Genomic DNA, 12692 nt, shown 5'->3' on the forward strand with positions numbered 1-12692 from the left:
CGAGATCCGCGAGGTGTTCCGCTCCTCGAAGTTCGGCAACATCGCCGGTGTCATCGTCCGCTCGGGCACGATCACGCGCAACGCCAAGGCGCGCGTCATCCGCGACGGCGTCGTGCTGGCCGACGGCCTGCAGATCGAGTCGCTGCGCCGCTTCAAGGACGACGTCACCGAGGTCCGCACGGACTTCGAGGCCGGTATCGGACTCGGCAAGTACAACGACATCCAGGTCGGCGACGAGATCGAGACCACCGAGATGGTCGAGAAGCCGCGAGGCTGATCACATCGGGCGGGGGTCGCGTCTTCGGACGCGGCTCCCGCTTCGGCCTGCGGGGTGTGCATCTCCGAGAGCAGAGCGGGGCCCCTGCCCCGATGCTCTCGGAGATGCACACCCCTCCGGCCTACGCTGGGGGCGGCATCCTCGACGGGACGCCCACCCGCTGCGTCATCCGCGGCGGTATGGAAGAAGGAGAAGGCAGTGGCAGGGGAACGACAGGCCCGCGTGGCCGACCGCATTCGGGTGGTCCTCGCGGAGCGCCTCGAAAAAGGGCTGCGCGACCCGCGGCTCGGATTCGTCACGATCACCGACGTGCGCGTGACCGGCGACCTGCAGCACGCGTCGGTGTTCTACACCGTGATGGGCGACGAAGCGCACCGGGCCGATACGGCCGCGGCGCTGAAGTCGGCCACGGGAATGCTGCGCAGTGAAGTGGGGAAGAACCTCAACACCCGGTTGACTCCGACGCTGGAGTTCATCCTCGACGCCATCCCCGAGAACGCCGACCACATCTCGGCGCTGCTGCGCGAAGCGCGCGAACGCGACGAGTCGGTCGCGGGACTCGCCGCGAGCGCGTCGTACGCCGGCGAGGCCGACCCGTACGTCAAGCCGCGCGAGTTCGACGAGGACGACGACGACGAGGACGACGCGCGCGGCTGACGCCGACCTCGGTGACGGCCGGATGCCCCTCGGGCTCCGGCCGTTCGTCGTCTCCGGCGCGCCGTCGTGCGGAGTCCACGCACGACACGCCGAGCGTGTGGGGGTTCGATCGGCGTGTCGCCGGGAGAGTCCGCAGCGCGGACCCGCGGCGTCCGTCCGGGGGCGGAGGTGCGTCTCTCCCTCGCGCGGGGGAGGTGGTGGCATCCCCCCGTTCGTAGGCTCGGCGCATGACCGCTTCGTCTCGCCCGGACTGGATCGCCATCGGCGTCTTCGCCGTCACCTCCGTCGCGCTGTCCTGGCTCGTCGCGCTGCCGCTGTGGCTGCGGGGATCGGGGCTGGCCGATCCGTTCCTCGGCCTCTTCGCCGCCGCCATGATGTTCACCCCGACGCTCGGTGTCCTCGCAGCCCTCCAGGTCCAGCGGCGCACGCGGGGGCGGCGCGGTGCGCGTGTCGTGCTCCGCGAGCTGGGCATGTGGCCGCTCCGGCCGGCTGCCCGCACCGTCTGGACGTGCGTGGCCGTCATCATCGCGGCCCCGCTCCTGGTGGCGGTGGGCCTCGCGGTCGTGGCGGCGGTCGGTGTCGCGACATTCGACCTGGTCGGATTCTCCGGCTTCCGCGAGACCCTCGAGGCGGCGGTCCCGGCGGGGACCCCGCTCCCGCCGGTGGCGCTGCTCGCCGCGGTGCAACTGGCCACGATCCCGATCGGGGCGCTCATCAACGCGCCCTTCGCGTTCGGCGAGGAGCTCGGCTGGCGCGGCTTCCTGCTGCCCGCCCTCCGCCCGCTGGGGGTGTGGCCCGCGCTTCTGCTCTCGGGTGCGTTCTGGGGGCTGTGGCACGCGCCGTTGATCCTGCTGGGGTACAACTTCCTCGAGCCCAACGCGTTCGGCGTGCTGCTGATGATCGTGGCGTGCGTCTTCTTCGGCATCCTGCTCGGCTGGACCCGGCTGCGGACGGCATCCGTCTGGCCCGCGGTCTTCGCCCACGGAGCGTTCAACGCCTCCGCGGGACTCGGCGCCCTCGTCATCGCGGCCGGCTCCGCCACGCCCTCCCCGGTGATCGCCGGTCCGCTGGGCATCGTGATGTGGGGCGTGTTCGCCGCGGTGACCGTGATCCTGGTCCTGACGGGACAGTTCCGCGCCGATCGACTCGACGCGCGGCTCGCACCCGATCCCGTCCGGCTCGACCCGTCTCCTTCCCTGCCCTCCCCGTCGTGATGACGGGGTGATCGAGGGAGTGCCATCCCGCGGAGATCGCGGACCACACGCCGCCCGGATCGGTCCCGCGGCGGCGTGCCGGCGGTGCACTCCGCGAGACGGTACGCCAGCGCGCGGTCAGCGGGGGAGGAAGAGCGCTCCGCCGTCGGCCTCGGCGAGCCCGTCGGCGATCAGCGAGTCGATGGCGCGGTCGCGCTGCCCGGCGTCGGGCCAGTCGGGGATCATGTCGTCGAGCGGAACGGGGGCGGGGGACGCATCGCGCAGCACCTTCAGAACCGCTCCGCGCGCCTGGCGGTCACTGCCCTCGTACTTCGCCTGACGCCGTCGTCGGTCCTCGGACGCCGGGTATCCGGCCGCGCGCCACGCGCACTGCGCGGCGAGCGGGCAGACGTCGCACCGGGGCGCGCGGGCCGTGCACACGATCGCTCCGAGTTCCATCGCCGCCGCGTTCACGATCGCCGCCTCGTCGATGTCGTCGGGGAGCTCCGCCGCCATGCGCGCGAGGTCCGCCTTGCCGGGCGGTCCGGGCTGGGCGGCGCCGTCCACGACCCGGGCGAGCACGCGCCGGGTGTTGGTGTCGACCACGGGATGCCGGTCGCCGTAGGCGAACACCGCCACGGCGCGGGCCGTGTAGTCGCCGATGCCGGTGAGTGCGAGCAGGGCGTCGACGTCGCGCGGCACGATCCCATCGTGGCGGTCGCGGATCTCGACGGCGGCGCGGTGCAGCCAGAGGGCACGCCGCGGGTACCCCAGGTTCGCCCACTGCGTGACGGCCTCCGCGGGGCCGGCCGCGGCCAGGTCCGCCGGGGTCGGCCACCGCCCCAGCCACGCCTCCAGGTGCGGGATGACCCGCGCGACGGGGGTCTGCTGCAGCATGAACTCGCTGACGAGGGTGCCCCAGGCGCCGAAGCCGGGCCTCCGCCAGGGGAGATCCCGCGCGTTGCCGCGGTACCACGCTATGAGCGGCGCGGCGATCCCTGGCATCCCTCCACCCTACGAGTCCTCGCGCCCGCCCGCGCCGACTCCGCCTGGCGCCCCACCCGGTCGGTGGGTGCCGCGGCGGCACTCGATAAACGCGATCCACGGCCAGACACGGGTTCGCCCGCCGTGTCTCGTCGCCGATCGCGTTTATCGGGTGGAAGCGTGCACGAGCGTGCGCCGAGTGGGACCGTGCGCGGGCGTGGGGCGGGTGGGGGCGTGCGCGGGCGTGGGGCGGGTGGGGGCGTGCGCGGGCGTGGGGCGGGTGGGAGCGTGCGGGGGCCGGGCGCGACCTAGGCTGGAGGCATGTCGAGCGAGAACCCCGTGGAGACCGTGCAGCGGAGCCTCCGTGACCTGATGCGCCAGAACGCGGGCAACGGACGTCTCGTCGTGGCGATCGACGCGCTGGATGCCGCTGCCGCCACGGCCTTCGCGGACGGTTTCGCCGCGGCGGTCGGCGAGGACGGCACGGCCGTCTTCCGTGCGACGCTCGCCGACGACGCGGGCGACGTCCGCGAGAAGCTCGTCGCCCCGTTCCGTGCCGGCGAGCCGTTCGGCGACGGCGACGTCGCACCCGATCGCGCGGTCCTCGTCGTCGACGGCCGCTTCCTCCACGCCGCGGGCCTGCGAGGCCTCTCGAACTGGTCGGTGTGGCTCGAGGCGAACCCGCCGTTCGGCGCCCCGCGTCCCGAACTCCCGGATGCCGAGAAGCGCTACCTCCGCGAGGCGCGCCCGAAGGCGGCCGCCTCGGTCATCGTCGAGAACTCCGACCCCGCACACCCCGTGCAGGTGTTCGGCGACTTCTGCTGATGGCACGCCCCGGCATCCTCCTCGTCGACAAGCCCGGAGGCATCACCAGCCATGACGTCGTGGCGCGCGCGCGTCGCGCCCTGGGCACCCGCAAGATCGGCCACGCGGGCACGCTCGACCCGATGGCGACGGGGTTGCTCGTCCTGGGCGTCGAGGGCGCGACGAGGCTGCTGACCTACGTCGTCGGCGCCGACAAGACGTACGAGGCGACCGTGCTGCTCGGGATCTCGACCGACAGCGACGACGCCGACGGCGAGGAGACGGCCCGGGCGGATGCCACGACCGTCGCCGCCGTGACCGATGCGGCGATCGCCGCCGGGATCGCCGACCTGAGCGGCGAGATCGACCAGGTGCCGAGCACGGTCTCGGCGATCAAGGTGAACGGGCGCCGGGCGTACGACCTCGCCCGGGCGGGCGAGACGGTGGAGCTGAAGGCCCGCCGCGTGACGGTGTCCCGTTTCGAGGTCCGGGCCGCGCGCCGGGAGGCGGCGACGATCGCGCTCGACGTCGTCGTGGACTGCTCGAGCGGCACTTACATCCGGGCGCTCGCCCGTGACCTCGGCGCGGCGCTCGGGGTCGGCGGTCACCTGACCGCTCTCCGCCGGACCCGCATCGGGGCGTTCGACGTCGCCGCCGCGGTCTCCGTCGACGCCATCGCCGAGACCGTGCTCGTGAAACCGGCGACCGCCGCGGCCGCGGTCGTCGGTGCCCTCGCGGTCGGGGCCGAGGAGGCTCGCGACCTCCGCCACGGCAAGCGCATCGACGGCGGCGGTCGGTTGACGGGCGAGCGCGCCGCCGCGATCGATCCCGACGGGCGTCTGGTGGGGATCGTCGAGCGCCGCGGCACTCAGCTCAAGAGCGTCATGAACATGCCCGAGGAGGTCGCGGGATGATCCTGTGGTTCACACTCACGCAGGTGGGGGTCGCCGTCCTGGCGGGGCTCATCGCGGTCGTCGCGGGGCTGGCCGGCCGCCGCCCGTCCGACGTCACCGTGGGGGCGCTCGCCCTCATCGAGGTGCTCCTGATCGTGCAGATCGTCATCGCCATCGCCTCGCCCTTCGCGGGCAACCCGCCGACGGGCAGTCTGCTGGAGTTCTGGACCTATCTCGTGTCCGCCGCGCTCCTGCCGCCGGCGGGGGCGGCGTGGGCGCTCATCGAACGCAGTCGGTGGAGCACCGTCATCATGGGGGTCGCGGCCCTCGCCGTCGCCGTCATGGTGTGGCGCATGCACGTGATCTGGACGGTGCAGGTGGCCTGAGGGCACCGGATGCCGCGGCGCCCGGCCGCCTAGGATGGGGAGGTCATGGCATCCACCACTCCCGCCCGCACCCGCGGAATGACCGGCATCGGCCGGGTCCTCGTGATCGTCTACGGCATCATGGCGCTCGCCGCCACCGGCCGGTCGTTCGTGCAGATCGTCCGCGAGTTCGACGACGCCCCCGTCGCCTACTCGCTCTCCGCCCTCGCCGCGGTGGTCTACATCCTGGCCACGCTCGCGCTGATCTTCTCGTCGCGCGCGACCTGGTACCGCGTCGCCTGGATCGCGATCTGTTTCGAGCTCGTGGGCGTGATCGTCGTCGGTACCCTGAGCCTGGCCCTGCCCGCGCTCTTCCAGCACCCGACGGTGTGGTCGGTGTACGGCATCGGCTACCTGTTCATCCCGCTGGTCCTGCCCTTCCTCGGGCTGTGGTGGCTGATCCGGCACCGCAGGACCGCCCCGTGATCGTCTTCCGCGACCCGGCCGACGTGCCCTCGGGCTTCGGCCCGTCGGTCGTCGCGATCGGGAAGTTCGACGGTGTGCACACCGGCCACCGGGCCGTCATCGATCGCGCGCGCGTGGAGGCGGCCGACGGCGCCCAGGTCGTGGCCGTGACCTTCGACCGCAATCCGTTGAGCGTCCTGCGACCCGACCGGTGCCCGCCGGACGTGATCGGCCCGCACCAGAAGCTCGAGCTGCTCGACCGCGCGGGAGTGGATGCCACCCTGCTGCTGACTTTCGATGAGACTCGGGCCGCGCAGCCCGCGGAGGACTTCGTCCGCGAGGTGCTGGTCGACGCCCTCGCGGCGCGCACCGTGCTCGTCGGTCGCGACTTCCGGTTCGGCGCGGGCGGTGCCGGCGACCCGGACCTGCTCGCGCGGATGGGGGAGGAGCACGGCTTCCGTGTCGACGTCGTCGACGACGTCCGTGCCGTCCACGCCGACCGGCGCGTGTCGTCGACGTGGATCCGCGAGGCGCTCGCGGCGGGCGACATCGCCACCGCCGCGCGCCTGCTCGGCCGCTCGCCGTCGGTCTGGGGCGAGGTGGTCCACGGGCTCAAGCGCGGGCGCGAGCTCGGGTATCCGACGGCCAACCTCTCGCCCGACCTCGAGGGCTTCGTGCCGGCGGACGGCGTGTACGCGGGGTGGCTCATCGACGTGGACGGCGCCCGCCGGATCAGCTATCCGGCCGCGGTCAGCATCGGGACGAATCCCACGTTCGACGACGTGCACACGCGGCAGGTCGAGGTGTACGTGCTCGACGAGACCGACCTCGATCTGTACGGGCATCACGTCGAGGTGCGTTTCGTCGAGCGGGTCCGCGGCATGGCGGCGTTCGACGGCATCGACGCGTTGCTGGTGCAGATGGCCGACGACGTCGAACGGGTCCGCGGCATCCTGCGCTGACCCGGGACCGCCCACGGGTGGAGGCGCGCGGACTCAGTCGCGCCGCGACAGATGATTCCGGATGCCGAGGAACGCGGCCGCGGCACCGAGGAGCATCAGCACGGCGGTGAACACCGCGGCGCGGTGGAACCCGTCGATGTCGAGCGCGCCCCCGGCAACCGCCGAGATCGCGGCGATCGCGAGGAGGCCCGCCACACGGGAGACGGCGTTGTTGACCGCGGAGGCGATCCCCGAGCGCTCCGTCTCGATCGCGCCGAGCACCGCGGCGGTCAGCGGCGACACCGTCGCGGTCAGCCCCAGTCCGAACACGACGATCCCCGGGAGCACCTGGGTCCAATAGTCGAAGTCGGGCCGCACCGACAGCAGCAGCAGAGCGCCCGCCGCCATCACCACGGGGCCGAGCGTCATGAACAGGCGGGGGCCGTACCGCCCCGCCAGGGCGCCCATCCGGGAGCTGAGCGTGATCATCAGCAGCGTGCTCGGCAACGAGGCCAGGCCCGCGAGCGTCGCGGGCAGGCCCGCCCCCTGCTGCAGATAGACCCCGACCACGAACCCGTTCAGCGACAGCGCCGCGTACACGAAGACGGTCGTGAGATTGCCGGCCCAGAAGTTGCGGGAGCGGAACAGGTCCAGCGGCATCATGGGCTGGCGGGCCGTGCGCTGGCGAACGAGGAAGCCCGCGAACGACAGGATGCCGATCACTCCCGGCCCCCAGATGACCGGTGACGCCCACCCCAGGTTCGGCTGCTCGATGAGGGCGAACACGACTCCGCCGAGGCCCGCCGCGCAGAGCACGGCACCGAGGATGTCGACGCGCGCCCCGGCGCGTCGGTGGTCCACATGCCCCGATCGGGCCAGGAGCCACAGCGTGGCGCCGATGGGCAGCACGTTGACGAGGAACACCAACCGCCAGGAGAGCGTGTCCACGAAGACGCCGCCGATGAGGGGACCGGCGATCATCGCGACGGTGGTCGCCCCGGTCCAGATGCCGATCGCCCGGGCCTGGGCCGGGCCGCGGAAGGTCGATGTGATCAGCGCGAGGGAACTCGGTACGAGCAACGCCCCGGCAACCCCCTGGAGTGCCCGCGCGACGATGAGGAACTCGGCCGTGGGGGCCGCGGCGATCGCGATCGAGGTCACGCCGAACCCGACCAGCCCGATCCGCAGCACCAGGGTGCGGCCCAGGACGTCGCTGAGGGAGCCGGCGACGAGGATGAACGCGCCGAGCGTCACGAGATAGGCATCCACCACCCACTGCTGCGTCGACAGGCCGCCGCCCAGATCGCGCGAGATCGCGGGGAGGGCGACGTTCACCACGGTGCCGTCGAGGAACGACACGAAGGATGCCAGCACGGCGACGGCGAGCACCACGCGCTGGTCGCGCGACATCGGTTCGGCCATCGCCCCAGCGTAGGTGTCGTCGAATCGCCGGGGGAGGGGTACGTCAGGACCACCCGCCGACGCGCTAGAATGGTCTCGATCCCGTCACCCGCCTCCTCGCGAGCCGTTCCGGTGAAGACGCGTCGCGGGTCGCAGACGCTGCCGCTCCGGCGGTGAGTCTCGCGGCACTCTCCGGGATCACTGATCCACCGGCCACCGGCCGGGACGTTCCGGACACGTCCGGACGACACGCTCAGGAGGAGCATGCCGACCACGGCAACCGCCGCCCGAGGCTCGAGCCAACGGCGCCGCAAGACCTCGTCATCCCGTCGCGACGACGAGGCCCCCGTCATCCCCATCCTCGCCCGCAAGGTGCGCGAGGTCGAAGCCAAAGCGCAACGCGGCAAGCTCGGCCCGACCAACCGGGTGAAGTTCCAGGTGATCGCCTTCCTCGTCCGCGAGGAGCGCGCCCGCGTCAAGGCCGACACCGAGATCACCGACGCCGCACGCGCCGAGCTGCTCAAGCGGCTCGACGGTGTGGCCACCATCCTGGCCAAGACCGCCGCGCGCGACACGTCGCTGATCCAGCTGCTCGAGGTCGACCAGGCCACGTCGCCGGTCGCGCGCCGCATGCGCCGCGACTGGCTGCTGGAGTCCGGTGCCGAGCTGGCACCCGACGAGCTCATCATCACCGACACCGCCCCGCAAGTCGCCCCGGTGGTGCCGGCGGCGCTGGCCGAGAAGCAGGTCATCCCGCCCTCCATCGAGGCGCGCCAGATGGCGAACCCGTTCCTGCCGCCCGATCTCACCCCGCGCAGCACCGGCGACGCCCCCCGGCGACGCCTGGACGGCTGGGAACTCATGGGCCCGCTCTACAAGGCCTTCGAGACCGGTGCCGGTGGGTCGGCCGCCAGCATGGACCTGCCCCCCGTGCCCGAGTTCGACCGGCTCTCGCCGCGCGGGCTCGAGGTCATGCCGCACCAGTCGCGCTTCCTCGAGGCCGTTCGTCAGGGGCACCGTTCGTTCCTGCTCGCCGACGAGCCGGGTCTGGGCAAGACGGCCGAATCGGTGCTCGCCGCCTCGGTCGCCGAGGCCTACCCGCTGCTGGTCGTGGTGCCCAACGTCGTGAAGATGAACTGGGCGCGCGAAGTGCAGCGCTGGACGCCCCACCGCCGCGCCACCGTCATCTCGGGGAGCGGCGCCGACATCGACGCGTTCGCCGACGTGTTCATCGTCAACTACGAGATCCTCGACCGCCACCTGTCGTGGCTGTCGTCGATCGGCCTCAAGGGCATCGCGGTCGACGAGGCGCACTTCATCAAGAACCTGTCGTCGCAGCGGTCGCAGAACGTCCTCGCCCTGGCCTCCCGCGTCCGTCAGCAGACGCGCGATCCGCTCCTGCTCGCGCTCACCGGTACCCCGCTCATCAACGACGTCGAGGACTTCGACGCGATCTGGCGCTTCCTCGGCTGGACGAACGGCGAGAAGCCGGGTCCCGAGCTGATGGAGAAGCTGGATGCCACGGGCCTCACGCCCGCGGACAAGGCGTTCTACCCCGAGGCGCGCGAGGCCGTGATCTCGATGGGGATCGTTCGGCGCAAGAAGAAGGACGTCGCCGCCGACCTCCCCGACAAGCTCGTCGCCGACCTCCCCGTCGAGCTCGACGACGAGTACGGCCGCTCGATCCGCCACGCCGAGCGCGAACTCGGCGCGCGTCTCGCCGCGAAGTACCGCCGGATCATCGAGGCCCGGGGTGACCGTGGGCTCGCGCCGGGCGAGATCGACGAGGACATCGTCCGCCTCGTCGCGCACGGCGAGCTCGAAGAGTCGAAGGCCGCCGGAACCGGCTCCGAGAACGTCTTCACGATGGTCCGTCGCATCGGACAGGCCAAGGCGCAACTGGCGGCCGACTACGCCGTGCAGCTTCAGCGTTCGGTCGGCAAGGTCGTGTTCTTCGCCAAGCACATCGACGTCATGGATGCCGCGGAGGCCCACTTCAAGGCATCCGGTCTGAAGGCGGTGTCGGTGCGCGGAGACCAGACGTCCACGGCGCGCCAGGCCGCGATCGACGCGTTCAACACCGACCCGTCCGTGGGCATCGCGGTGTGTTCGCTCACCGCCGCGGGCGTGGGACTGAACATGCAGGCGGCGTCCAACGTCGTGCTCGCCGAACTGTCGTGGACGGCCGCGGAGCAGACGCAGGCCATCGACCGCGTGCACCGCATCGGCCAGGACGAGCCCGTCACGGCCTGGCGCATCATCGCCGCGCACACGATCGACACCAAGATCGCCGAGCTCATCGACTCGAAGGAGGGCCTGGCGCAGCGCGCCCTCGACGGCCTCGCCATCGAGCCGGGGTCCAGCGACTCGGTGCAGCTCTCCGCGCTCATGCACCTGCTGCGGCAGGCGCTCGGCGCCTGAGCCCTCCCACGAACGCCCCGGTGCCGCCGGGGCGTTCGTGCGTCGTGGGGCGTGCACGCTCGCTAGGGTCGGGGCATGCCCCTCGATCCGTCCGCACTGATCGACGGTCCGCGTGGGCGTCGGCTGTGCCTGGAGGTCCTGCTCGAAGGAGCGCGTCGCGCCGACACCCCCGAGACGAGAGAGGCCGTTCAGGCGGCGTTCTGGGCCGCGCACGGGCGCGAACGAGGCGCGAGTGTGCTGCTCTCGTTCACCGACGGGACGGAGCCGTTCGTCGAGCCCGAGGTGTCCCCGCGCGCCGCGGCGGCGGCGCTCGCTGCGCTTCCCGTGCCCGCGATGACGTCGCAGACGCTCGCGCACGCGCTGTGGCAGGCGGTCGACGAGGCCGCGTACTGGCAGCCGCCCTCGGGGATGGACGAGCTCGCGGCCGCGCCGGAGATGCGACCCGTCCTGCGGCGGATGGCGGACGGCATCGTGCGATCCGGCCTCGTCGAGTGGTGGGCGAGCCCGTTCGCGCGCGAACACCAGGCGGACGTGGCGTGGGAGGAGGAGCCGTTTCGTGCCGTCGATCCGACACGGATCCTCCCTGAGTGGCGCGCGGACATGGCAGCCGACGAGCTTCGGTTCGCGGGCTCCACCGGGGTCTCCGGCCCGTGGTGGTCGACGCCGCCCTTCCCTCTTCCGCGTACGACCCGCCTCGGCGAGCGTGGCCCGCTGGGCCTGTCCTTCGTCGAGGACTCCTTCGGGTGGCTGTCCGCGCGTTCGCGTCGCGTCGACCCGCCCGCGGGTGACGTCATCGAGATCGACGGCCCCGAAGCCTGGGCGGCGCTGTGCCTGCGGCATCCGCTGGTCGTCACCGCGTCACGGCGCACCGTCTGGGACTGGACGACGGGGCGCGACGGCGTCTGGGTGATCCCGGACTGGGCGGCGGTGGCGCGCGCGGCGGTCGGCGTCCATCTCACCGTGACCGGGTACCTCGCCGGCGCGGGACGGATCATCGACCTCGGCGACGGGGGAGCCAGCACGATCGCGGGGTGGGTTCCGGACGAGACGTTCTGGTTCCGGAACCCGGTCGACGTGGGGCCGGAGGAACGGTGGGTCGCCGAACACCCCATGGGCGTGGACCGGTGGCATCCCGCGTGAGACGTCCCCCGTTTGGCGGGCGCGGCGGGTGGGGCACTAAGGTCGAACGCGGCAGCGTCGCCGACTCGATCATCCCCAATAGCGAGGTTCCAGCATGAAGATCGGCATCCTGACCAGCGGCGGAGACTGCCCCGGGCTGAACGCCGTCATCCGTGGCGTCGTGCTCAAAGGCACCACCAATCACGACATCGAGTTCGTCGGCATCCGCGACGGCTGGCGTGGCGTCGTCGACGGTGACTTCTTCCCGCTGACCCGCCACGAGGTGAAGGGTCTGTCCAAGGTGGGCGGCACGATCCTCGGCACGAGCCGCACGAACCCCTACGAGGGTGTGCGCGGTGGCGCCGAGAACATCTCCAAGACGCTCTACGGGCACCGCATCGACGGCATCCTGGCCATCGGCGGCGAGGGCACGCTCGCCGCGGCCGATCGCCTGTCGAAGGACGGCATCAACGTGATCGGCGTCCCCAAGACGATCGACAACGACCTGCGCGCCACCGATTACTCGTTCGGCTTCGACACCGCGGTCAACATCGCCACGGATGCCATGGACCGCCTCCGCACCACGGGTGACTCGCACCAGCGCTGCATGGTGGCCGAGGTCATGGGCCGGCACGTCGGCTGGATCGCCCTGCACGCCGGCATCGCCGCGGGCGCCCACGTCATCTGCATCCCCGAGGTGCCGATGTCGATCGACGAGATCGTCGAGCAGGTCACGCGCGCCCACGACCGCGGCCGTGCGCCGTTGGTGGTCGTCTCGGAGGGCTTCAAGCTGCAGGGCATGGACGAGGCGTTCAGCGACAAGGGCCTGGATGCCTTCAACCGTCCCCGCCTCGGCGGCATCGGTGAGCTGCTGGCCCCCGAGATCGAGCGCCTGACCGGCATCGAGACCCGCGCCACGGTGCTGGGCCACATCCAGCGCGGTGGTTCGCCGTCGGCGTTCGACCGCGTGCTCGCGACGCGTCTGGGGCTGCACGCCGCCGACGCGCTCGCCGACGGCGCCTGGGGGCAGATGGTGGCGATGCGCGGCACCGACATCATCCGCGTGCCGTTCGCCGACGCGCTCGGCGAGCTGAACAGCGTGCCCCTCTACCGCTACGAAGAAGCCGCCGCGCTCTTCGGCTGAACTCACCCGGCGTTCGAGCACAGGAGAT

The 12692-nt window shown here is 72.1% G+C and carries 12 protein-coding genes and 1 pseudogene; 11 read left to right on the top strand and 2 right to left on the bottom strand.

Features of this window, described 5'->3' with window-relative positions; all coding sequences use genetic code 11:
• From BGO45_RS16085 to BGO45_RS16095, 3 genes and pseudogenes are all read left to right on the top strand, one after another.
• Positions 1 to 277, top strand: a pseudogene (locus BGO45_RS16085) (translation initiation factor IF-2); the annotation flags it as partial.
• 198 nt (positions 278 to 475) lie between these two features.
• A complete protein-coding gene (gene rbfA, locus BGO45_RS16090) occupies positions 476 to 934 on the top strand; it encodes a 30S ribosome-binding factor RbfA (protein ID WP_292696162.1) in 459 nt (152 codons plus the stop codon).
• Between the two features lie 227 nt (positions 935 to 1161).
• A complete protein-coding gene (locus tag BGO45_RS16095) occupies positions 1162 to 2148 on the top strand; it encodes a CPBP family intramembrane glutamic endopeptidase (RefSeq protein ID WP_292696164.1) in 987 nt (328 codons plus the stop codon).
• Between the two features lie 117 nt (positions 2149 to 2265).
• On the opposite strand, the gene BGO45_RS16100 is transcribed toward BGO45_RS16095, so the two are convergent.
• Positions 2266 to 3132, bottom strand: a complete 867-nt coding sequence (locus BGO45_RS16100) for an A/G-specific adenine glycosylase (protein WP_292696167.1) — start codon at positions 3130 to 3132, stop codon at positions 2266 to 2268.
• A 300-nt stretch (positions 3133 to 3432) separates the two neighbouring features.
• Here BGO45_RS16100 and BGO45_RS16105 point away from each other — a divergent pair, with 300 nt between their 5' ends.
• Genes BGO45_RS16105 through BGO45_RS16125 form a run of 5 tightly spaced genes read left to right on the top strand, consistent with a single transcriptional unit; the run spans position 3433 to position 6600 of the window.
• A complete protein-coding gene (locus BGO45_RS16105; protein ID WP_292696169.1) occupies positions 3433 to 3936 on the top strand; it encodes a hypothetical protein in 504 nt (167 codons plus the stop codon).
• Positions 3936 to 4829: a tRNA pseudouridine(55) synthase TruB gene (truB, locus tag BGO45_RS16110; protein ID WP_292696171.1), complete on the top strand. Its 894-nt coding sequence runs from the start codon at positions 3936 to 3938 to the stop codon at positions 4827 to 4829. The genes BGO45_RS16105 and truB overlap by 1 nt, the downstream gene beginning before the upstream one ends.
• A complete protein-coding gene (locus tag BGO45_RS16115; RefSeq protein ID WP_076490881.1) occupies positions 4826 to 5194 on the top strand; it encodes a hypothetical protein in 369 nt (122 codons plus the stop codon). Before truB ends, BGO45_RS16115 begins: the two co-directional genes overlap by 4 nt.
• Before the next feature lie 45 nt (positions 5195 to 5239).
• The gene (locus BGO45_RS16120; protein ID WP_076490880.1) at positions 5240 to 5659 is read left to right on the top strand and encodes a hypothetical protein; all 420 of its coding nucleotides are present in this window, start codon (positions 5240 to 5242) and stop codon (positions 5657 to 5659) included.
• A complete protein-coding gene (locus BGO45_RS16125) occupies positions 5656 to 6600 on the top strand; it encodes a bifunctional riboflavin kinase/FAD synthetase (RefSeq protein ID WP_292696175.1) in 945 nt (314 codons plus the stop codon). Before BGO45_RS16120 ends, BGO45_RS16125 begins: the two co-directional genes overlap by 4 nt.
• Before the next feature lie 33 nt (positions 6601 to 6633).
• Here BGO45_RS16125 and BGO45_RS16130 read toward each other — a convergent pair whose 3' ends face one another.
• On the bottom strand, positions 6634 to 8001 hold the full coding sequence (locus tag BGO45_RS16130) for an MFS transporter (protein ID WP_076490878.1): 1368 nt from the start codon (positions 7999 to 8001) through the stop codon (positions 6634 to 6636).
• 243 nt (positions 8002 to 8244) lie between these two features.
• Between BGO45_RS16130 and BGO45_RS16135 the strand changes: the two genes are divergently transcribed.
• The 3 genes from BGO45_RS16135 to BGO45_RS16145 all read left to right on the top strand — a co-directional run bounded on the left by BGO45_RS16135 (position 8245) and on the right by BGO45_RS16145 (position 12664).
• Positions 8245 to 10401, top strand: coding sequence for a DEAD/DEAH box helicase (locus BGO45_RS16135; RefSeq protein WP_076490877.1), 2157 nt, complete (start codon positions 8245 to 8247; stop codon positions 10399 to 10401).
• A gap of 75 nt (positions 10402 to 10476) precedes the next feature.
• On the top strand, positions 10477 to 11541 hold the full coding sequence (locus tag BGO45_RS16140; protein WP_292696180.1) for a hypothetical protein: 1065 nt from the start codon (positions 10477 to 10479) through the stop codon (positions 11539 to 11541).
• 94 nt (positions 11542 to 11635) lie between these two features.
• Positions 11636 to 12664, top strand: a complete 1029-nt coding sequence (locus BGO45_RS16145; protein ID WP_076490875.1) for a 6-phosphofructokinase — start codon at positions 11636 to 11638, stop codon at positions 12662 to 12664.
• The last annotated feature ends 28 nt before the right edge of the window (positions 12665 to 12692 follow it).

The organism is Microbacterium sp. 71-36, from assembly GCF_001898305.1.
Taxonomy (GTDB): Bacteria; Actinomycetota; Actinomycetes; order Actinomycetales; family Microbacteriaceae; genus Microbacterium.

Coding starts and splice junctions, on each gene's coding strand:
- BGO45_RS16115 (WP_076490881.1), top strand. CDS start 4,826: ATGATCCTGTGGTTCACACTCACGCAGGTGGGGGTCGCCGTCCTGGCG.
- BGO45_RS16145 (WP_076490875.1), top strand. CDS start 11,636: ATGAAGATCGGCATCCTGACCAGCGGCGGAGACTGCCCCGGGCTGAAC.
- BGO45_RS16135 (WP_076490877.1), top strand. CDS start 8,245: ATGCCGACCACGGCAACCGCCGCCCGAGGCTCGAGCCAACGGCGCCGC.
- BGO45_RS16130 (WP_076490878.1), bottom strand. CDS start 8,001: ATGGCCGAACCGATGTCGCGCGACCAGCGCGTGGTGCTCGCCGTCGCC.
- BGO45_RS16100 (WP_292696167.1), bottom strand. CDS start 3,132: ATGCCAGGGATCGCCGCGCCGCTCATAGCGTGGTACCGCGGCAACGCG.
- BGO45_RS16105 (WP_292696169.1), top strand. CDS start 3,433: ATGTCGAGCGAGAACCCCGTGGAGACCGTGCAGCGGAGCCTCCGTGAC.
- BGO45_RS16120 (WP_076490880.1), top strand. CDS start 5,240: ATGGCATCCACCACTCCCGCCCGCACCCGCGGAATGACCGGCATCGGC.
- BGO45_RS16140 (WP_292696180.1), top strand. CDS start 10,477: ATGCCCCTCGATCCGTCCGCACTGATCGACGGTCCGCGTGGGCGTCGG.
- BGO45_RS16095 (WP_292696164.1), top strand. CDS start 1,162: ATGACCGCTTCGTCTCGCCCGGACTGGATCGCCATCGGCGTCTTCGCC.
- truB (WP_292696171.1), top strand. CDS start 3,936: ATGGCACGCCCCGGCATCCTCCTCGTCGACAAGCCCGGAGGCATCACC.